The sequence below is a fragment of the uncultured Dysosmobacter sp. genome (assembly GCF_947631165.1).
In the GTDB taxonomy this organism is placed as follows: Bacteria; Bacillota; Clostridia; order Oscillospirales; family Oscillospiraceae; genus Oscillibacter.
Map to the genome: position 1 here is coordinate 69,227 of NZ_CANRKH010000011.1, position 17,599 is coordinate 86,825.

21 protein-coding genes and 1 pseudogene are annotated in these 17,599 nt (G+C 59.5%); 17 read left to right on the forward strand and 5 right to left on the reverse strand.

Translation table 11 applies throughout. From position 1 onward, the window contains the following. The first annotated feature begins 221 nt into the window (after positions 1-221). The 9 genes from Q0Z69_RS07330 to Q0Z69_RS07370 all read left to right on the forward strand — a co-directional run bounded on the left by Q0Z69_RS07330 (position 222) and on the right by Q0Z69_RS07370 (position 8,131). Positions 222-1,076 carry a hypothetical protein gene (locus tag Q0Z69_RS07330; RefSeq protein ID WP_298031489.1) on the forward strand — a complete coding sequence of 285 codons (855 nt, stop codon included), beginning with the start codon at positions 222-224 and terminating at the stop codon, positions 1,074-1,076. A 442-nt stretch (positions 1,077-1,518) separates the two neighbouring features. Continuing rightward, positions 1,519-2,943, forward strand: coding sequence for a S1C family serine protease (locus tag Q0Z69_RS07335; RefSeq protein WP_298031491.1), 1,425 nt, complete (start codon positions 1,519-1,521; stop codon positions 2,941-2,943). A gap of 350 nt (positions 2,944-3,293) precedes the next feature. Next, positions 3,294-3,803 (forward strand): helix-turn-helix domain-containing protein, encoded by a 510-nt coding sequence (locus Q0Z69_RS07340; RefSeq protein ID WP_298031493.1) that lies wholly within the window; start codon positions 3,294-3,296, stop codon positions 3,801-3,803. Between the two features lie 227 nt (positions 3,804-4,030). Next, complete coding sequence (ychF, locus tag Q0Z69_RS07345) at positions 4,031-5,140, forward strand: redox-regulated ATPase YchF (protein ID WP_298031494.1); 1,110 nt, start codon at positions 4,031-4,033, stop codon at positions 5,138-5,140. Next, positions 5,133-5,345 carry a hypothetical protein gene (locus tag Q0Z69_RS07350; protein ID WP_298031495.1) on the forward strand — a complete coding sequence of 71 codons (213 nt, stop codon included), beginning with the start codon at positions 5,133-5,135 and terminating at the stop codon, positions 5,343-5,345. Before ychF ends, Q0Z69_RS07350 begins: the two co-directional genes overlap by 8 nt. A 162-nt stretch (positions 5,346-5,507) precedes the next feature. Next, positions 5,508-6,044, forward strand: coding sequence for an RNA polymerase sigma factor (locus Q0Z69_RS07355; protein ID WP_298031496.1), 537 nt, complete (start codon positions 5,508-5,510; stop codon positions 6,042-6,044). Next, entirely contained in the window at positions 5,986-7,398 is a 1,413-nt protein-coding gene (locus Q0Z69_RS07360; protein ID WP_298031497.1) for a M23 family metallopeptidase, read from the forward strand. The genes Q0Z69_RS07355 and Q0Z69_RS07360 overlap by 59 nt, the downstream gene beginning before the upstream one ends. Positions 7,399-7,506: 108 nt before the next feature. Next, on the forward strand, positions 7,507-7,806 hold the full coding sequence (locus Q0Z69_RS07365; RefSeq protein ID WP_298031498.1) for a DUF2089 family protein: 300 nt from the start codon (positions 7,507-7,509) through the stop codon (positions 7,804-7,806). 1 nt (position 7,807) lies between these two features. Beyond that, positions 7,808-8,131: a hypothetical protein gene (locus Q0Z69_RS07370; RefSeq protein WP_298031499.1), complete on the forward strand. Its 324-nt coding sequence runs from the start codon at positions 7,808-7,810 to the stop codon at positions 8,129-8,131. A 314-nt stretch (positions 8,132-8,445) separates the two neighbouring features. Here Q0Z69_RS07370 and Q0Z69_RS07375 read toward each other — a convergent pair whose 3' ends face one another. Together Q0Z69_RS07375 and Q0Z69_RS07380 are read right to left on the reverse strand one after the other, a co-directional pair. Then, the gene (locus Q0Z69_RS07375) at positions 8,446-9,282 is read right to left on the reverse strand and encodes a hypothetical protein (protein ID WP_298031501.1); all 837 of its coding nucleotides are present in this window, start codon (positions 9,280-9,282) and stop codon (positions 8,446-8,448) included. A gap of 331 nt (positions 9,283-9,613) precedes the next feature. Continuing rightward, positions 9,614-9,811 (reverse strand): hypothetical protein, encoded by a 198-nt coding sequence (locus Q0Z69_RS07380; protein WP_298031502.1) that lies wholly within the window; start codon positions 9,809-9,811, stop codon positions 9,614-9,616. 94 nt (positions 9,812-9,905) lie between these two features. On the opposite strand from Q0Z69_RS07380, the gene Q0Z69_RS07385 reads away from it, so the two are divergent. Then, complete coding sequence (locus Q0Z69_RS07385) at positions 9,906-10,130, forward strand: helix-turn-helix domain-containing protein (RefSeq protein ID WP_298031504.1); 225 nt, start codon at positions 9,906-9,908, stop codon at positions 10,128-10,130. A 76-nt stretch (positions 10,131-10,206) separates the two neighbouring features. Here Q0Z69_RS07385 and Q0Z69_RS16865 read toward each other — a convergent pair whose 3' ends face one another. After that, positions 10,207-10,425, reverse strand: a complete 219-nt coding sequence (locus tag Q0Z69_RS16865) for a TRIC cation channel family protein (protein ID WP_367272258.1) — start codon at positions 10,423-10,425, stop codon at positions 10,207-10,209. 3 nt (positions 10,426-10,428) lie between these two features. Next, complete coding sequence (locus Q0Z69_RS07395; protein ID WP_298031506.1) at positions 10,429-11,316, reverse strand: LysR family transcriptional regulator; 888 nt, start codon at positions 11,314-11,316, stop codon at positions 10,429-10,431. Between the two features lie 161 nt (positions 11,317-11,477). On the opposite strand from Q0Z69_RS07395, the gene Q0Z69_RS07400 reads away from it, so the two are divergent. The 4 genes from Q0Z69_RS07400 to Q0Z69_RS07415 all read left to right on the forward strand — a co-directional run bounded on the left by Q0Z69_RS07400 (position 11,478) and on the right by Q0Z69_RS07415 (position 15,024). Continuing rightward, complete coding sequence (locus Q0Z69_RS07400; RefSeq protein WP_298031507.1) at positions 11,478-12,251, forward strand: TIGR00282 family metallophosphoesterase; 774 nt, start codon at positions 11,478-11,480, stop codon at positions 12,249-12,251. A gap of 22 nt (positions 12,252-12,273) precedes the next feature. Further along, the gene (locus tag Q0Z69_RS07405; protein ID WP_298031509.1) at positions 12,274-12,762 is read left to right on the forward strand and encodes a YbaK/EbsC family protein; all 489 of its coding nucleotides are present in this window, start codon (positions 12,274-12,276) and stop codon (positions 12,760-12,762) included. 21 nt (positions 12,763-12,783) lie between these two features. Then, positions 12,784-13,878: a DNA repair exonuclease gene (locus tag Q0Z69_RS07410; protein WP_298031510.1), complete on the forward strand. Its 1,095-nt coding sequence runs from the start codon at positions 12,784-12,786 to the stop codon at positions 13,876-13,878. Positions 13,879-14,025: 147 nt separating this feature from the next. Beyond that, a complete protein-coding gene (locus Q0Z69_RS07415; RefSeq protein ID WP_298031511.1) occupies positions 14,026-15,024 on the forward strand; it encodes an asparaginase in 999 nt (332 codons plus the stop codon). A 212-nt stretch (positions 15,025-15,236) separates the two neighbouring features. On the opposite strand, the gene Q0Z69_RS07420 is transcribed toward Q0Z69_RS07415, so the two are convergent. Then, positions 15,237-15,386, reverse strand: a complete 150-nt coding sequence (locus Q0Z69_RS07420; protein WP_298031513.1) for a toxin-antitoxin system protein — start codon at positions 15,384-15,386, stop codon at positions 15,237-15,239. A 125-nt stretch (positions 15,387-15,511) separates the two neighbouring features. Here Q0Z69_RS07420 and Q0Z69_RS07425 point away from each other — a divergent pair, with 125 nt between their 5' ends. From Q0Z69_RS07425 to cysS, 3 genes and pseudogenes are all read left to right on the forward strand, one after another. Next, on the forward strand, positions 15,512-15,748 hold the full coding sequence (locus tag Q0Z69_RS07425; protein WP_298031514.1) for a hypothetical protein: 237 nt from the start codon (positions 15,512-15,514) through the stop codon (positions 15,746-15,748). Positions 15,749-16,040: 292 nt separating this feature from the next. Beyond that, positions 16,041-16,739 (forward strand): serine O-acetyltransferase, encoded by a 699-nt coding sequence (cysE, locus tag Q0Z69_RS07430; RefSeq protein WP_298031517.1) that lies wholly within the window; start codon positions 16,041-16,043, stop codon positions 16,737-16,739. A gap of 13 nt (positions 16,740-16,752) precedes the next feature. Beyond that, a pseudogene (gene cysS, locus Q0Z69_RS07435) lies at positions 16,753-17,599 on the forward strand (cysteine--tRNA ligase); the annotation flags it as partial.

Here is a 17,599-nt window from a genome sequence, read left to right on the forward strand (position 1 = left end):
GTTCCTTTCCTGGATGTCTCTCCTATTTTACAGTCCATTCACTTGGGAAATCGCAAACGATCTTTCAAGCGGGCTGCGTCCGCCGGGGCCGCTTACGCGGCCCAAATAAAACGATTTGATCGTTTATTTAAGAGTTAGTATAACATGGTTTTCTCCGTTGGAAAAGTCTTTTGGAATTTTTCTCCGCCGGGATGGGGATACTTGGAGCGGGAGGCGGTGCCATGGACCGACGGCCGTTTTTTGAGGGCTGGTATTTCAAGCACCAGCAGGAGAACCATACAATAGCCTTTATTCCCGCCCACCACCGGAATGAGCAGGGGATCTATACCGCGTCATTGCAGGTCGTCACAGAGAGCCGCGCGGAGTATATGGAGATTCCCGCCCGGGAGTTCCATGTGAAGCGGGACCCCTTCCGAGTGCGGTGTGGGAACAGTGTGTTCAGCGCATCTGGCTGCCGGATCGACTGTGTATGCGGCGGAGAGCGGCTGGCGGGAAGCCTGCGCTACGGCCCCTGGACGCCGCCCAAGGGCGATATCATGGGGCCTTTTCGCTTCGTTCCATGGATGCAGTGCCGCCACAGCGTCTGCAGCATGGTCCATTCCGTGGAGGGGACGCTGACCCTGGGCGGACGGACGCTGGACTTTCGCCGGGGGAAAGGCTATGTGGAGGGGGATCGCGGCTCCTCCTTTCCCGGCCGGTATCTGTGGACCCAGAGCCTGCTTCCCGGCGGGAGCGTGATGCTGTCGGTGGCAGACGTTCCCTTCTGCGGCGGACAGTTTACCGGCTGCATCGGCTTTGTCTGGCTGAACGGCCGGGAGCTGCGTCTGGCCACGTACAAAGGGCTGCGGGTCCTGGAGGCCGGCCCCCGGGGCGCGGTGGTCCGGCAGGGGAGCTGGGAGCTGCGGGTCGAGCTTCTGGCAGCCAGGCCCTTGCCGCTGCAGGCGCCCCGGCGGGGAGATATGGGCCGTGTCATAAGGGAGAGCACCGCCTGCCGTGTCCGCTACCGCCTGCTGCGCCGGGGCGCGGCGGTGTGGGACACGGTATCTGAGCAGGCAGGATTTGAAGCGGAGTGGTGAGAGAGCCGCCGTATGAGCGCATACGGCGGCTGAGACTGTCGAAAAAGTGGCATAGCCACTTTTTCGAGGAAGCTGCGGCCTGCCGCAGCGCACTCGTTGTCCGCCCAGGCGGACAACTCGCACGTTTGCAGGCCGAGAAGTGTTTTTCCGACGTACACGCCGCCGGAAAAACAGATCAAACCTTTTTCGCGCCTGCGGGCGCGAACTCTGCGAGGCTTTTTCGACAAGCTGGGAGCCGCCGTATGAGATCATACGGCGGCTCTTTTGTTCAAAAATTCTTCACAGACCTTTCAGACATTTTTAAGCTATCTATTGTATACTGCGGACAAAAGATCGATAAATTCAAAAAACGTGCAAACAATCTTCACAGTTTTGACACAAAGAACAGATATGATCGTTCTAACAAAAGAAAAACCGGGATACATACAAGGAGGAACCAGTCATGTATAACGACGAGCAGAACCTATATCATTACACATACCGCAAGGACGGAAGCGAGCCAGGCGCGCGCTTCGATCCTCAGGCGGAAGCGGCTTCCCAGACGGAGACCGGCCGCCCCACGGTGGATGAACAGCTCCACAACTATCAATCCGGGCAGTCCCAGCGGCCGCCCATTCAGGAGATGAAGCCTGTGAAAAAGAATCGAATGGGTCTGAAGATCACCGCTCTGGCCCTGGTCTGCGCCCTGGTGGGCGGAGCGGTCGGCGGCGGCGTGGTGTGGGGCGTTTCCCGGCAGGGCGGCGGCACCACCGAAATCAACGTCAGCAGCCGCCCTGTGACCCAGGTGAACGTCAATACCGTCAACGGCAAGGACGCCATGAGCGACGCGGAGGTCTACGCCGCTAATGTCAACAGCGTGGTGTCCATCAACGTCACCGGCACCAACGGCACCAACTTCTTCGGCCAGCCGGTGCAGACCGCCTCTGCCGGTTCCGGCTTTGTCCTGACCAAGGATGGTTTCATCGTCACCAACTACCATGTGGTGAAGAATGCGGACACCGTGAAGGTCACCATGTACAACAGCGACGAGTATGACGCCAAGTATGTGGGCGGCGATGAGGACTACGATATCGCCGTCATCAAGGTGGAGGCGGCAGAGCTGCAGCCCGTGGTGCTGGGGAACAGCACAGGGTTGAACGTAGGCGACCACGTGCTGGCCATCGGCAATCCTCTGGGCGAACTGACCTTTTCCATGAGCGGCGGCATGGTGTCCAGCGTGAACCGGGCCATCAATGTGGACGGTACGCCCTTCAACATGATCCAGACTGATGCCTCTATCAACCCCGGCAATTCCGGCGGCCCGCTGTTCAACCAGTTCGGCGAGGTGGTGGGCATCGTCTCCGCCAAGTATTCCAGCTACGCCACTGAGAGCGTGGAGGGCCTGGGCTTCGCCATCCCTATCAACGACGTTTCCGCCATGATCGAGGACATCATGACCAACGGCTATGTTACGAACAAGCCCTATCTGGGCATCACCGGCGGTTCCATGACGGAGCAGATGGCCGCTCAGTACCGTTATGACATCGACGAGGGCGTATTTGTCTACTCTGTGGAGGAGGGCGGCGCCGCCGCCAAGGCGGGACTGAAGATGGGCGACGTCATCACCAAAGTGGATGACACGGAGATTGACTGCATGGAGGATCTGACGGTGGTGAAAAAGCAGTATTCCGCCGGGGACACCGTGACGCTGACCATCTACCGGGACGGCGCGGAGACCACCGTGGAGCTGACCTGGGACGCCGTACCCGCCGACCAGCAGGCAAGCCAGGAGGAAGCGCAGACCCAGCAGGACCAGAACGGCCAGAATGGCAATGGGTATGACCCCTATGATATTTTCGACTACTTCTTTGGAAACCGCTACCGGTAAGAGATCCAAGCCTGACGGCGGCTTCGCGGCAGCAGCCGCGGCAAGGCAGACGGCCGCCTATGCGGCAGGCGCGGGACAGTATCCTATATCGGACCAAAGCGCACCGTGCGAGAGCACGGTGCGCTTGCTGCGCCTGCCGGTATATGCGGTCAAAAAACGGGCACCTTTGCCGGCGGTATGTCAACGCTTGGGGCCGGCCGTGATAAAACCGGCGCAGTCAATCCCGGTTTATGGGGAGAAACCGGATGGAAGTTCGATATAAAGCCTGCATGTTCATATGTGTTGCTTGCAGCAACGGGCAGTTCTTCGTACAATCGTGATAACAACAGAAGGAAAGGAGTTTATCCCGAATGTTAAACGAAAACATAAAATCGATCAGAAAATCAAAAGGGCTTTCGCAGGAGGAACTTGCCATCAAGCTGAATGTGGTGCGGCAGACGATCTCCAAATGGGAGAAGGGATTGTCAGTTCCTGATTCCGATATGCTGATTTCCATATCGGAAGTGCTTGCGACCCCCGTAAGCACCTTGCTTGGAGAAACTGTTAGGGAACCGGAGGCCGATGACCTGAAAGCGATTTCCGAAAAACTGGAGATGATCAACCTGCAGCTCGCGCGGCGGAAGGCCATGAGGCGAAAAGCGGTTCATTGGCTGCTGATCTCAGTGTGCGCGGTCATCGCAGCGATTTTTGCTGTCTTGATCGAATTTAATAGTCCCTACTTGGGCTGGGATTATTGTGACCCTGAAACTGCTGTTGTCGGAGTAGTCTTTCACGCGTTTGAATGGCTGTTTGTCAGGCTGGCACCGATGACCCTGGTAGGGGCAGTCGTTGGAATTTTTTTGACACGCAAAAAAGTATAAAGCTGCTCTGTTTTTTTGGGGTACAGTTCAGACTTTAAAATTTCGGTTAAGCGGACAGTCATGTGAATGACTGTCCGCTTATTGCCTGTTGCAAGGCTCTTGTGAGATCGACAAAATTATATTCTAGCAACACTTTTATAAAAAAGACTGAAAGCCCCGCCCTTGCGCTTTCCGGATGGAGATGGTATAATACTTTGTCAAAGACAACAGCAAAGGAGATTTGCTTTATGAAGCTCGGAATCGTCGGACTTCCAAATGTTGGAAAGTCCACCCTGTTCAACGCCATCACCAACGCCGGGGCGGAGAGCGCCAATTATCCCTTCTGCACCATCGACCCCAACGTGGGCATGGTGGCAGTGCCGGACGAGCGGCTGGACAAGCTGGCGGAGATGTACGAGCCGGACAAAAAGACCCCGGCGGTCATCGAGTTCGTGGATATTGCGGGACTGGTGAAGGGTGCCAGCCAGGGCGCTGGCCTGGGCAACAAGTTCCTGGCCAACATCCGGGAGACCGACGCCATCGTCCATGTGGTACGGTGCTTTGATGACGAGAACATCATGCATGTGGTGGCCGACGCGGGGACCAACGTCCCCGTGGACCCCCTGGGGGACATCGAGACCATCGACCTGGAGCTGATCATGGCGGACCTGGAGATGGTGAACCGCCGCGTGGAGAAGGCGGCCAAAGCCGCCAAGGGCGACAAGAAGTTTTTGCATGAGGTGGACGTGTTCAAGGGCCTGGCGGAGCACCTCAACGCCGGAAAGTCCGCCCGGACCTACGAGTGCGACCCCGACGACATGGCCCTCATCGCCACATCCGATCTCCTGAGCCTGAAGCCGGTGATCTACGCCGCCAACACCGACGAGGACGGCTTCACCGATCTGGACGGCAACCCGTATTACCAGCAGGTGAAGGCCCTGGCGGAGCGGGAGGGCGCCCAGGTGCTGCCCATCTGCGCCAAGCTGGAACAGGACATTGCCGAGCTGGAGGGCGAGGAGAAGCAGATGTTCCTGGAGGAGCTTGGGATCGAGGAATCCGGCCTGGACCGGCTCATCAAATGCTCCTATACCCTGCTGGGCCTCATCTCCTTCCTGACCTATGGAAAGGACGAGTGCCGGGCCTGGACCATCAAGCGGGGGACCAAGGCTCCCAAGGCCGCCGGCAAGATCCACACCGACATTGAGCGGGGCTTCATCCGGGCGGAGGTCATCGCCTATGACGATATGATGAAGTGCGGCAGCGTCAGCGCCGCCAAGGAAAAGGGCCTGCTCCGCAGCGAGGGCAAGGAGTATGTGGTGCAGGACGGCGACATGATCTACTTCCGCTTCAATGTCTGACATGACGGAGCTGGAGCGTTTGGCGGCCTATGACCGGATGTACGCCGACCTGCTGAAAGAGCGGGACAAGGTGGCGGCGGACATGGAAAAGCTCCGCGCCGCCGGGAAGAACCGGGGGGCCACTTACCAGCAGCTGCTGGCGCAGAAGCTGACAGTGCAGAACCTGATCGGCAGATTTGAACTTTACGGCATCAAAGAGCAATGAGAAAGAGGCGGGCGCTCACGCGTCCGTCTCTTTACTTCTGGAGCAGGCCGGATAAAAACCGGCCTGGCAAATAAAATTTCCCCCAGTAGGGAACGATTTCGCGTTTCCCAGCGTGTTATCAGTGAAAAGCGTTTTTCAAATCCACAAAAAAGGAGGCATTGCATGACAGAACAGGAGCTTTTTCTGCGCAATGCCATGGAGGCCTACGGCGGCGCGGTGTACCGTCTGGCCCTGTGCCGGCTGCAAAACGCCGCCGACGCCGAGGACGTGTATCAGGACGTGTTTCTGCGGCTGCTGGGCCAGCCGGACCGGGACTGGGACGGCGAGCATCTGAAGGCCTGGCTGCTGCGGACCACAGTGAACCGCTGCGCCGACCTGCACCGCTTCCGCCTGCGGCGGCCGGTGCTGTCCCTGGACGAGGTGCCGGAGACAGCCGGACCGGCGGACGACGAGGCCCGGGCGCTGTGGGACGCAGTGAGCCGCCTGCCGGAGAAGCTGCGGACGGTGGTGCACCTGCACTACGCCGAGGGCTACCAGACCGAGGAGATCGCCGCCATGCTGGACATTCCGGCGGCCACGGTCCGCACCCGGCTCCACCGGGCCAGGACAAGACTGAAAGACATGCTGGGAGGTATTGAAGATGGAGAACAAGTATCAGAAGCTGATGAAGGATATCCGCGTCCCCGAGGAGCTGAATGACCGGGTCCTGTGCGCCGCCCGGCGGCAGGCCCGGGACAGTGCCGGGGAGCAGACCGGGCCGAAGCGTTTGACAAGAAGCCGCCGGTTCCGTCCCCTGGTGCGGACGGCGGTGTGCGCCGCCTGCGCCCTGGCCCTGGTACTGGGTACTGTGCGGTTCGATCCAGTGGATACCCAACCGGATGGCCCTGTGGGTCAGGAAAATGCCCCTGCCGTACTGTCGCCCAGCTTCTCCTTCGGCCTGACGGCCTACGCCGCCGGGACCGGAGAGAGCATCCGCCCCAATGCCAACGGCGGCTTGGCCTTTACCATGGGCGACGGCCTGTACTGGTCGGCGCAGGAGGGCTACTATACCGGCTGTCTGTTCCAGGTCACCGGGGAGCATATCCGCCAGGTGTCCCTGTCCCTGGACCGGGGCGGTCTCTACCGCAGCCAGCAGTTGGAGAACCTGACCGCAGAGGAAATGCAGGTCATCCGGGAGGCCCAGGAGCGGGGAGAGATCGCCCCCACCAGCATCGACCGAGACGGGGACGGCAACTGGTCCACCGAAAAGATGACAAAGCTGGGCGCCAGTGTCACGGAGGACTATGCCCCGGAGGTGTACTACGGCATTTGGACCGGCGGTGTCAGCGAGGCAGCCTGGGCTGAGGACCCCAAAGCGGCCGAAGAGTCCAGCACAGACCAGCTGGACGGCGCGGTGCTGACGGTGACGGTCACGTTTGACGACGGCACGGAACAGACCAAGGCTTACCACCTGTCCACTGGCAGGCTGCGGGTGACATGCGAAAACGACAGCGGTCTGACGGTACTGCCCCAGCTGGCGGGGGACAACGAGCCCTATGTCTACGGGATCTATGCCGCCTCTGAGACGGAGAGCCGCTGGTTCCAGTGGCCGGTGCAGGGCAGCCGGACCGTCAGCCGCAGCAATCCCTTTGGCCGTCGGGAGATCGCGGTGGACAACGAACCAGACCCGGAGGAGCCCATCGACCGGGAACAATTGGAAGCGCAGCTGGAGAAGATGCGCTTCCACAGCGGCATCGACATCCCGGCCCCGGAGGGCGAGGTGATCCTGGCGGCGGCGGACGGCACCGTGACGGAGACCGGTTTTGACGCGTCCCACGGAAATTACCTGGTGATCGACCACGGAGACGGCCTTCAGACCCTGTACGCCCACTGCCGGAATGTGGACGTACAGGAGGGCGATCCGGTGAAGGCCGGGGAGATGCTGGGCGCCGTGGGCAAGACCGGAATGGCCACCGGTCCCCACCTCCACTTTGAGGTCCGGCAGGACGGGGAGATCCAGAACCCGGTGGCGTATTTTGACAAGGATATCCGGGATATCCTGGAAATGAAGTGAAAAAGGGAGGGACCGCCTTGCGGTCCCTCCCTTTAATTTTATGAAATATAAAAATATATATTGACTTTCATAAAATTAAAGTTTATATTAATTTTATGAAAGGGGCTGATGCATGTGACAACGCTCCCGGCGTGGATGGCGGAGCTGGAGGACGAGGACCTGGCCTTCATCAAAAAATTTATCCTGTCCTCCGGGTCGTTAAAGGAGGTGGCGGGGCTGTACGGCGTCAGCTATCCCACGGTGCGGCTGCGGCTGGACCGGCTCATCCAGAAGATCAAAATGACGGAGACGGCGGAGGCCGATCCCTATGTATCCCTGGTGAAGCGGCTGGCAGTGGACGACAAGCTGGATTTCGATACCGCCAAGCTCCTGATCACGGAATACCGCAGGTCAAAGGAGGAAAAGTGAAATGGATATTGCAAGCAAGATTGTGATCGTGATCATGCTGTTCATTCTGGTGTTCCTGGTGGGCGGCATTTTCCTGCAGATCTTTTTCTCCAAACGGGAGAGCCGATGGCCGGGGCTGGTGCTGCCGCTGCTGTCGTTTCTGTACTCTCTGGTACTGGCGCTGAACGTGACCGCCGTTGGCGGAGAATTTCCCTGGGGGCCGCTGCTGGCCAGCCTGGCGCTGGGCAACATCCCCACGGTGATCCTGCTGGCGATCTACGCCGCCTGCCGGGAAAAACGGAAAAAGCGGGACGAGATCGACAAAATGCAGATCGAGGACTTGTGAGCGGGCGGCCCTTCCGGTCGGGGCCTCTCTTCCGCGCCACAACGGCCTGAGAACTCCCGGGGTTTCGTCAAACGGGCGGATGCGGGCATCCGCTTCTGCGGCATGGCGGCGTTGTCCGTCCCCGGCAATTGCCCGCCATATAGAAAAAACCGCTGCCTTGGGGAGGGACTTCGTAAGGAGGTCCCTCCCAGCCTTTTGAAAAGCCTGCTGAAAATGACTGGATCGGGGTGCCTGCCCCCAGCAAGATCGACCAGGGGAACAAAGAGATAGGAAGGCGAAATTTGGGCCACGGGTCGATCCTTACGCTCTCCCAGCTAATGCCATTCGATTCCTGTTTTTTTAAGTTGCTCTACCGCATCTTCATAAAATGGTAGACTGACTTCTGCTGGGTCAATTTTACAAATTACTTCATCAAAAAACATCGTAGGGATTTCAATAATATCAAGGGAACAATTCATTCCATGTTGTTGCATCAGCTTGATATAGGCAATCGAATAAGCGTCTACGAAAGTAGAATAGCCCACAGGTTGTTTGCGGTATTTTTTGACACGTTGAGTAAGTAAATGGACTAATTCTTTTTCATCCTTATCGGCTACGGCCCGAATCGCTGACACTTCCATATCACTCATCAGTATAGTTTGGGGGGTTGCTTCATCGTATGCAGAGTTGACAGAGGCGAGTAATTCTACCGCCTTTTCAAAATTGCCCAACAGTAGTTGTACATAAGGATGATCCATATCAGCTAAACACTGTGGAAGAATCCCCCGCACTGCAAAAAACTGAAGAAGGCCGTAGGCAAAATCAAGTATCATGTTAATCTGCTCAGTATTATCACGTTTCGAGTGTGGATCTGCTACGCAAAACAGATAAGCAAATATAGAAGCCATTCCTGAAAGATAGGTGTACTGAATGACTTGAACATTAGAGTTGTCACGCAAATAGGAACTTCCTGCAAGTATGCGATATTTAAGTTGGAGATTTGCATATAACTCTCCATAATTTCGCATTGACGGAAATTCTTCTTCCTCTTTAAGTATTTTTTGTAGGTTACTTAATGTTATGTCTTTCCCTTTTGATTGCCGGAAAAGTTGTAGTTCCTTTTTCAACTCTTTCTCCCATTTGGGAGGCTGATATACTAATTTTTCTGCCATGAATGGAACCTCCACATCTATTGGCTTTGCTCATCAATTATAGCAATTAAGAAGCTGTATTTCAAGTTATCCTGCAAAATCTGATACTTTATAGCAGCTAATCGGAATAGCGGAGGTTGGCTGTCGATTCGACAGAGTTTTCTTGTGATACTTTATCGCACCTGAGCATTGGAGCCGGTGCTATCCCCGGCGACCCGCAGAAAAGAAACCTCCGAACGACAGCCCGCTGCCCTGTCTCATCGTATAGCGAGCATAGCTTTTGTGTTGCCGCAGGCACCACAAAAGCGGGCAACACTTCTTTACGGAGTGCCGCCCTTGGCAGCGGTTTTTTCTATGTGTCAGGGGCGGATTCCTCTTCAAAAGCGGCCGTATCCGCGTCCCATTCCTCCAAGTTCTCCTTGATTTCGCCTGCGGCGATCCGCATGGAAAGAACTGTGGCCAAGTTGGTCCTGCGCGGGATGCGGTCTGCCTCCCGCACCGCCTGCGCCAACGTTTCATACGCCTGTTTGTAATCAAATTCATTGGGCATTTCCAACACCTCACATATAGTTTAACCTGAAACAGGTTAAGATGCCAATAGGGGGAGGAAGAAACCCGTATGATGTGGATACGAGGTGATGCCCATGTATCCACGGATACGCGACCTGCGGGAAGATTCTGATATGACGCAGACGGAGCTGGCACGGCTGCTGGGCATGTCCCAGACCGGATATTCCAAATATGAGACCGGCGAGAACGACATTCCGGTGGCGATCCTGGAAAAGCTGGCGGACCTGTACCACACCAGCGTAGACTATCTTCTGGGCCGCACGGACCGCAGACAGCCCTACCCGCAGCAGACAAAATAGAAACGGATATGCTATCCGGTAAATCGAAGAACAAAACGGCCCCGCAGTCTGCTGACCGCGGGGCCGTTCTTTTCAATCATGCGCACGGGGCAGATTCCACCGGAACCCGGCGGAAAGGAAACGGATCAGCACCACCGTACCGGTCCCCAGCAGCATAGCCGCCGCCTACGGCGGTGGTGAGGCCCAGGATGCACACGCCGAAGATATCCATGTTCTTCTTCAAGCCCGTCATGGCGCCGGAGGCGGCGAAGGCCAGGGTCCCGGTCAGCTCCAGAAGGAGGATGAAGCCATCCACGGCTCACAGCCCTCCCTTCCGCACCATCTCCATGAAAGCGGCGGCCGCGGCGGTGGGGGTCACGTCCCGCAGGGTGCACATGTCCACGCTGCGGGCGGGAATATCAAAATCGGTTTTCAGCAGGCGGATGTCCCCGGCGTCCAGGGTGTCTTGGACGAATTCCAGTGTGACCCCCGCCACGCCCAGGCCGATGCGGGCCAGGGACACCAGCAGCTGGCGGGAGCTCAGCTCGATCTCGGGCGTCAGGGTCACGCCGCTCTTGAGAAAGTACTGCTCCAGAAATACCCGGCTGCTGGCCTTCCTCTCCAGCAGGATCAGGGGGAAGGCGGCGATCTCCTGCAGGGTGTGGGCGTGGTCGAAATCGCAGTCATAGCCGCTGCCCGCCACGAAAACGGAATGTGTCGCGAAGCAGGGCCAGTTCTCCACAGCGCTGTCGGCAGGGGAGGAGGCGAAGGCGATGTCCACCGCGCCGGAGCGCAGCATGCTCAGCACCTTGGCGCTGCGGCCGGAGACGATCTTTAGCCGGATGCCGGGGTGCTGGCGGTGGAACGCGTCCAGATAGGGGGTCAGGAACCAGCTGGTCACGGTGTCGCTGGCGCCGATGACCAGAGTGCCCAGCAGCAGCTGCTGGGCCTGGGACAGCTTGTCCTCGCCGGTGGCCAGCAGGCCCAGGGCGCTGCGGACGTATTGATACAGCATCTGTCCCTCGCCGGTGAGGGACACGCCCCGGGGGCTGCGGGCGAAGAGACGGGCCTGCAGGGCGGTCTCCAGCTGCTTGATGGACTGGCTCACCGCCGACTGGGAGATGTACAGGTTTTTGGCGGCGGAGGAGATGTTGCCGGTCTCGGCCACCTCCTTAAATACACGGTAAAGCTCCAATTTCACGGCCATGGCGGTTCCTCCTGCAATCAGGCATGCTTATAACAACGCCACCATTATAAGTGAGTTCGCCGCCGTTGGCAAGCCCCGCAAGAGAATTTTCCCCGCCCTCCTTGCAAAAGACGCCATTTTTGATATACTACATAGAAAAGCGGAAGCATGGAGGAGACGCTATGCTGTATCATATTCTGGCGGTGGGCGACGTGGTGGGCGAACCGGGGCTGCGGCACCTGGAAAAGACCCTGCGGCCCCTGCAAAAGCTGAAAAACATCCACTTCACCGTGGTCAACGGAGAAAATGCCTCCGGCGTGGGACTGACGCCGGACCAGGCCCGGCGCATCTATGACGCCGGGGCCGACGCGGTGACGCTGGGCAACCACACCTTCGGCAAGATGCAGATCAGGGATCTGCTGGACGACGTTCCCTGGCTGCTGCGGCCTGCCAACTATACGGGCCGCGCCCCCGGCCGGGGCTGTGAGATATTCGGCCTGGGCGGCGTCCGGGTGCGGGTCGTGAACCTCATCGGCCGCTGCGGGCTGGACTGGAAGGCCAACGATCCCTTCACCACGGCGGACAAGCTGCTGAAACCGGGCCAGGCGGACTTCACGCTGGTGGACTTCCACGCCGAGGCCACCAGCGAAAAGCTGGCCCTGGGCTATTATCTGGACGGCCGGGTCTCCGCCCTGTGGGGGACCCACACCCACGTGCCCACGGCGGACGAGGGTGTTTGTCCAAAAGGTACCGGTTACATCACGGACCTGGGCATGACCGGCCCCGTGGAGTCGGTGCTGGGCGTGGACTGCAGCCAGTCCATCGAGAATTTTTTAGGCGGCCTGCCGGGCCGCTTCCGCACGGCGGAGGGCCCCTGCAAGCTGCAGGGGGCGGTGTTCACGCTGGACAGTGCCACCGGCCTGTGTACCGCCGTGGAGCGGGTCGATATTCGATAAAAGAGAACAGGAGAGAACAGCTATGTCGATTCAAAAAGTGCGCGCGTATATGGAAAATTTAGGCGTCGCGGACCGCATCCGGGAATTTGAGGTGTCCTCCGCCACAGTGGAGCTGGCGGCGGTTGCCGTGGGCGTGGAGGGCGCCCGCATTGCCAAGAGCCTCAGCTTCAAGGTGGAGGATCAGCCTATCATCATTGTGGTGGCGGGGGACGCCAAGGTGGACAACAGCCGCTACAAGGCCCAATTCCACACCAAGGCCAAAATGCTGACCCATGAGGAGGCCCATACCCTTATCGGCCACGACGTGGGCGGCGTATGCCCCTTCGCCCTGCCGGAGGGCGTGAAGGTCTACCTGGACGTGTCCCTGCGGCGGTTCGGCACCGTGTTTCCCGCCGCCGGCAGCGATAACAGCGCCATTGAGCTGACCTGTGAGGAGCTGGAGCGGTATTCCTCCAATTTTGTGGAATGGGTCGATGTGTGCAAGGCGTGGCGGCCGGAGGAGCAGGCATAACGCCGGAGAGGGGATGCCCATATGCTGAAATTTATCCACGCCGCTGATTTCCATCTGGACAGCGCCTTCGGCGCGCTGTCCGCCCAGCAGGCGGCGGCCCGCCGGCGGGAGAGCCGGGAGCTGGCCTTCCGCCTGGCCAACTATGTCAACAGCCATGAGATCGGCCTGGTGCTGCTGGCGGGGGACCTGTTCGACAGCGGCAGCGCCTTCCGGGAGACGGGGGAGCAGCTGGCGGAGGCCCTGGGGCAGATGCGCGCGCGGGTCTTCATCGCCCCCGGCAATCACGACTGGGCCGGCCCCGGCAGCCCCTGGCTGACGGTGGACTGGCCGGAAAATGTACATGTGTTCCGGGAAAACCGCCTGACGGCGGCGGAGCTGCCGGATCGGGCCGTGACCATCCACGGCGCGGCCTTCACCGGCCCGGAGCAGGCGGAGGGCCTTCTGCGGGGCTTTGCCGCCCCGGCGGACGGCCGGGTCCACATCGGCCTGCTCCACGGGGAGCTGGACCCCGCCGAGGCCCGCTACGATCCCATCCGCCGGGAGGAGATCGCCGCCAGCGGCCTGCACTATCTGGCCCTGGGCCATATCCACAAGCGGATGGAGCCGCTGCGCTGCGGCGGGACGCTGACGGCCTGGCCCGGCTGCATCGAGGGCCGGGGCTTCGACGAGCTGGGGGAGAAGGGCTTTTACGAGGGAACGATAGCGGACGGCGGAGAGATCTCCCTGACCTTCGTCCCCTTCGCCCGGCGGCGGTATGAGATCCTGGAGGTGGACGTGACGGGGAAATCCCCCCGTGCCGCCGTGGAGGCGGCCCTGCCGGAGGACACCGCCCAGCACCTGTACCGCATCGTGCTCACCGGCGAGACCGGCGAGGGCGGCGCCGGCGCGGCCGCGCTGCGGGAAGCCCTGGCGGACCGGTTTTACGCCCTGGAGGTCCGGGACCGGACCCGCATGGCGGAGGACGTGTGGGCGCGGGCGGGAGAGGACTCCCTGCGGGGCCTGTTCCTCCGGGAGCTGCGGGCCAGATGGGACAGGGCCGGGACCGAAGAGGAGCGGGAATCCATAACCCAGGCGGCCCGCTTTGGACTGGCGGCGCTGGACCACAGGGACTTGTGAGGAATTAGGAATTTTCATTTGATCAGGAATTAGAAATTCCGGCGTTTTGCTTTGCCGGGCAGATCATTCCGCCAGAGGCGGAATACGCCAATTCCTGACGTCTGCTCCCTCATTCCTAATCGAGATTGGGGAAAGGACTTTTTTGTGATGAAAAAGATCTTGATGATCGGCACCGGCGGCACCATTGCCTCTGAGATGACGGACAGCGGACTGGCCCCGGAGCTGACCACGGAGCAGCTGCTGGCCCGCATCCCCGCCATCTCCCGCATCTGCGAGGTGGACTGCCTCCAGCTATTGAATCTGGACAGCACCGACGTCGGGCCGGAGCATTGGCTGCTGCTGGCCCGGTGCATCCGGGAGCGGTATGACCGGTACGACGGCTTCGTGGTGACCCACGGCACCGACACCATGGCCTATACCGCGGCGGCCCTCAGCTATCTGATCCAGAACGGGCCGAAGCCCATCGTCCTCACCGGCGCCCAGAAGCCCATCGGCTTCGACTCCACCGACTCCAAGGACAACCTGACGGACGCCTTCCGCTGCGCGGCGGAGGACATGCCCGGCGTAGCCATCGTGTTCAACCACAAGGTCATTCTCGGGACCCGGGCCAGAAAGACCCGGTCCAAGAGCTTCCAGGCCTTTTCCAGCATCAACTATCCCGACCTGGGGGTCCTGCGGGACGGGGTCCTGCTGCGCTACATCCGCCAGGACTGCGCTGCCGCTCCCACCTTTTATGACCGGCTGGACAGCCATGTGGCCCTGCTGAAGCTGATCCCCGGCATGGACCGGTCCGTGGCGGATTTTCTGCTGGAGCGGAACGACGCCCTGGTGATCGAGAGCTTCGGCGTGGGCGGCCTGCCGGAGGCCGGGGGCTTTTTCGACTGCGTGAGCCGCTGGATGGCGGCGGGGAAGGTGGTGGTCCTCACGACCCAGGTGGCCAACGAGGGCAGCGACCTGGGGGTCTATCATGTGGGCTACCGGCTGAAAAGCGACCTGCAGGTGCTGGAGGCCTACGATATGACCACCGAGGCGGTGACCGCCAAGCTGATGTGGATCCTGGGCCAGACCCGGGACCTGGTCCAGGTGGAGCGGCTGTTTTACGCCCCGGTGGCCCGGGATATCCTGTGGCCCCAGGAACTGCGGTGAAAGGCTTGTGAACCGCGCGCGGAGCGATCAAATGCTGCGGCTGGCAAACAAAATGTTGCAGAGAAGCAATCAATTATTGCCCCGGGAAATCAGTTGTTGCCGGGGGGCAATCAAAAATTGCGGGGGAGCAATCCATTGTTGCCGGGGGCAATCAAACGTTACACGGGACAAAAAGCAAAAGCGGAGGGATCTTTCCCTCCGCTTTTTCATGTTTACTGCTTCTCCCGTTCCCGCAGATAGTCCCGCAGGATCAGGTTGATGCAGGAGGACAGCGCCCGGTCATCCTCCTCGGCCAGCTTCTTCAGCTTTTCCACGATGTCCCAGTCCAGAGACAGGCTGACATTTACTTTTTTTGATTTCAAAACGCATCACCTAAGATAGATTAACATGAAATCGCAATCAATATTGACAACTATTATGATTTACTGTAAACTAGCAAATTATAATAGTTTTATGGCTTTGGAAAATTGAAAGGGTGGGAAAAGATATGGAAGCAAAAGAAACAGACGATATCGACATTCTGCGGCAGATGTACGCCACCATCTTCGGCGGGGCCGACGAGGCGCTGTCCCTGCTGGAGGAGGGCAATGTCTGGCAGGCCAGGGACTATCTGCAGCGGGCGATGTCCGCCGCGGAGGAGATCTATATAGCGGGCCAGGCCGCCGGTGACGAATTCACCGCTCGCCGCGCCCGGCGGGACGGCTTCGCGGATGATTTTTCTTGACACCCCGGAAAAACCCTGCTAATATACTGGAGTAATCGAATAGCGTGATGATCGGAAAGAGTAACAGCGAGGCCAAAGAACAGAGAGGGCGCGTCACCGGCTGCAAGCGCGCCTGCGGCGGCGGCTGCGAAGTGCGTCCGGGAGCGCGGGGGATGTGGAAGCCCTCCGCCTGGCCTGCGTCAACGGCTTTCCTTGAGTGATAAAAGAGAGTGGAACCGCGATCCGTCGCCTCTCGTACTTCGGTACGGGAGGCGCTTTTTCGTTCCCGGCCGGCACAAGGAGTGAATCCGACATGAGTGAATATCAATCGCCGTCCAGAAAGGGCGGATTGCTGGCGGCGTACCAGCGCCGCGACCCGGCGGCCCGCAGCAAGCTGGAGATCCTGCTGCTCTACCCTGGCGTCCACGCCATTTTCTACCACCGGATCGCCCATTGGCTCTACGTCCGGAATTTGAAGTTCCTGGCCCGGTGCGTTTCCCAGTGGAGCCGTTTCTGGACCGGCATCGAGATCCATCCCGGAGCCAGGATCGGCCGCCGGCTGGTCATCGACCACGGCATGGGCATCGTCATCGGCGAGACCGCCGAGATCGGCGACGACTGCCTGATCTACCACGGGGTCACCCTGGGCGGCACCGGCAAGGACCAGGGCAAGCGCCACCCCACCATCGGCGACAATGTACTCATCTCCACCGGCGCCAAGGTGCTGGGCCCCTTCAAGGTGGGGGACAACGCCCGCATCGCCGCCAACGCCGTGGTCCTCTCCGAGGTCCCGGAGGACGCCACCGCCGTGGGCATCCCCGCTCAGGTGGTCCGCATCGCCGGCAAAACGACCCACTTCGCCGACGAAGTGGACCAGATCAATGTAAAGGACCCGGTGCTGGAAAAGCTGGCGGCGGTCTCCTCCCGCCTGGAGCTGGTGGAAAAGCTGCTGGACGAACAGTATTTGAAAAACGATCAACGGGAAAAGAAGCCTGCTGAATTGGAAAAATAAAGGAGTATCTGTGATGTATCTCTATAATTCCGCGACCCATAAAAAAGAGGAGTTCAAGACCCATACCCCCGGCCATGTGGAGATGTACACCTGCGGCCCCACGGTGTATCACTTCGCTCACATCGGCAACCTGCGCAGCTATATCATGGAGGACGTGCTGGAGAAGTACCTGCGCTACGCGGGCTATGACGTGAACCGCGTCATGAACATCACCGACGTGGGCCACCTGACCTCCGACGCCGACGAGGGCGAGGACAAGATGCTCAAGGGCGCCAAGCGGGAGCACAAATCCGTCATGGAGATCGCCCAGTTCTACACCGACGCCTTTTTTGACGACTGCCGCAAGCTGAACATCAAGACCCCCGACGTGGTGCAGCCCGCCACCGGCCTCATCGGCGAGTTCATCAAGATCGTGAAAAAACTGGAGGAGACGGGCTACGCCTACTTTGCCGGCGGCAACGTGTACTTCGACACCAGCAAGCTGAGCCGCTATTACGTGTTCAACGACCACGACGAGGAGGACCTGGCCGTGGGCGTCCGGGAGGGCGTGGAGGAGGACCTGAACAAGCGGAACAAGAATGATTTCGTCCTCTGGTTCACCAAGAGCAAGTTCGAGGACCAGGCCCTGAAGTGGGACTCCCCCTGGGGCGTGGGCTATCCCGGCTGGCATATCGAGTGCTCCGGCATCTCCATGAAGTACAACGGCGAGTATCTGGATCTCCACTGCGGCGGCGTGGACAACGCCTTCCCCCACCACACCAACGAGATCGCCCAGTCCGAGAGCTACCTGGGCCATCCCTGGTGCCCCCAGTGGTTCCATGTGCACCATTTGAACACCCAGAGCGGCAAGATGAGCAAGT

Bases quoted from the DNA above. Each gene is read 5' to 3' on its own strand.
- Q0Z69_RS07410 (WP_298031510.1), top strand. From the start codon at position 12,784: ATGCTGAAATTTATCCACGCCGCTGATTTCCATCTGGACAGCGCCTTC.
- Q0Z69_RS07355 (WP_298031496.1), top strand. From the start codon at position 5,508: ATGACAGAACAGGAGCTTTTTCTGCGCAATGCCATGGAGGCCTACGGC.
- Q0Z69_RS07330 (WP_298031489.1), top strand. From the start codon at position 222: ATGGACCGACGGCCGTTTTTTGAGGGCTGGTATTTCAAGCACCAGCAG.
- Q0Z69_RS07370 (WP_298031499.1), top strand. From the start codon at position 7,808: ATGGATATTGCAAGCAAGATTGTGATCGTGATCATGCTGTTCATTCTG.
- Q0Z69_RS07385 (WP_298031504.1), top strand. From the start codon at position 9,906: ATGTATCCACGGATACGCGACCTGCGGGAAGATTCTGATATGACGCAG.
- Q0Z69_RS07335 (WP_298031491.1), top strand. From the start codon at position 1,519: ATGTATAACGACGAGCAGAACCTATATCATTACACATACCGCAAGGAC.
- ychF (WP_298031494.1), top strand. From the start codon at position 4,031: ATGAAGCTCGGAATCGTCGGACTTCCAAATGTTGGAAAGTCCACCCTG.
- Q0Z69_RS07400 (WP_298031507.1), top strand. From the start codon at position 11,478: ATGCTGTATCATATTCTGGCGGTGGGCGACGTGGTGGGCGAACCGGGG.
- Q0Z69_RS07380 (WP_298031502.1), bottom strand. From the start codon at position 9,811: ATGCCCAATGAATTTGATTACAAACAGGCGTATGAAACGTTGGCGCAG.
- Q0Z69_RS07415 (WP_298031511.1), top strand. From the start codon at position 14,026: ATGAAAAAGATCTTGATGATCGGCACCGGCGGCACCATTGCCTCTGAG.
- Q0Z69_RS07350 (WP_298031495.1), top strand. From the start codon at position 5,133: ATGTCTGACATGACGGAGCTGGAGCGTTTGGCGGCCTATGACCGGATG.
- Q0Z69_RS07405 (WP_298031509.1), top strand. From the start codon at position 12,274: ATGTCGATTCAAAAAGTGCGCGCGTATATGGAAAATTTAGGCGTCGCG.
- Q0Z69_RS07340 (WP_298031493.1), top strand. From the start codon at position 3,294: ATGTTAAACGAAAACATAAAATCGATCAGAAAATCAAAAGGGCTTTCG.
- cysE (WP_298031517.1), top strand. From the start codon at position 16,041: ATGAGTGAATATCAATCGCCGTCCAGAAAGGGCGGATTGCTGGCGGCG.
- Q0Z69_RS07360 (WP_298031497.1), top strand. From the start codon at position 5,986: ATGGAGAACAAGTATCAGAAGCTGATGAAGGATATCCGCGTCCCCGAG.
- Q0Z69_RS07365 (WP_298031498.1), top strand. From the start codon at position 7,507: ATGCATGTGACAACGCTCCCGGCGTGGATGGCGGAGCTGGAGGACGAG.
- Q0Z69_RS07425 (WP_298031514.1), top strand. From the start codon at position 15,512: ATGGAAGCAAAAGAAACAGACGATATCGACATTCTGCGGCAGATGTAC.
- Q0Z69_RS07395 (WP_298031506.1), bottom strand. From the start codon at position 11,316: ATGGCCGTGAAATTGGAGCTTTACCGTGTATTTAAGGAGGTGGCCGAG.
- Q0Z69_RS07375 (WP_298031501.1), bottom strand. From the start codon at position 9,282: ATGGCAGAAAAATTAGTATATCAGCCTCCCAAATGGGAGAAAGAGTTG.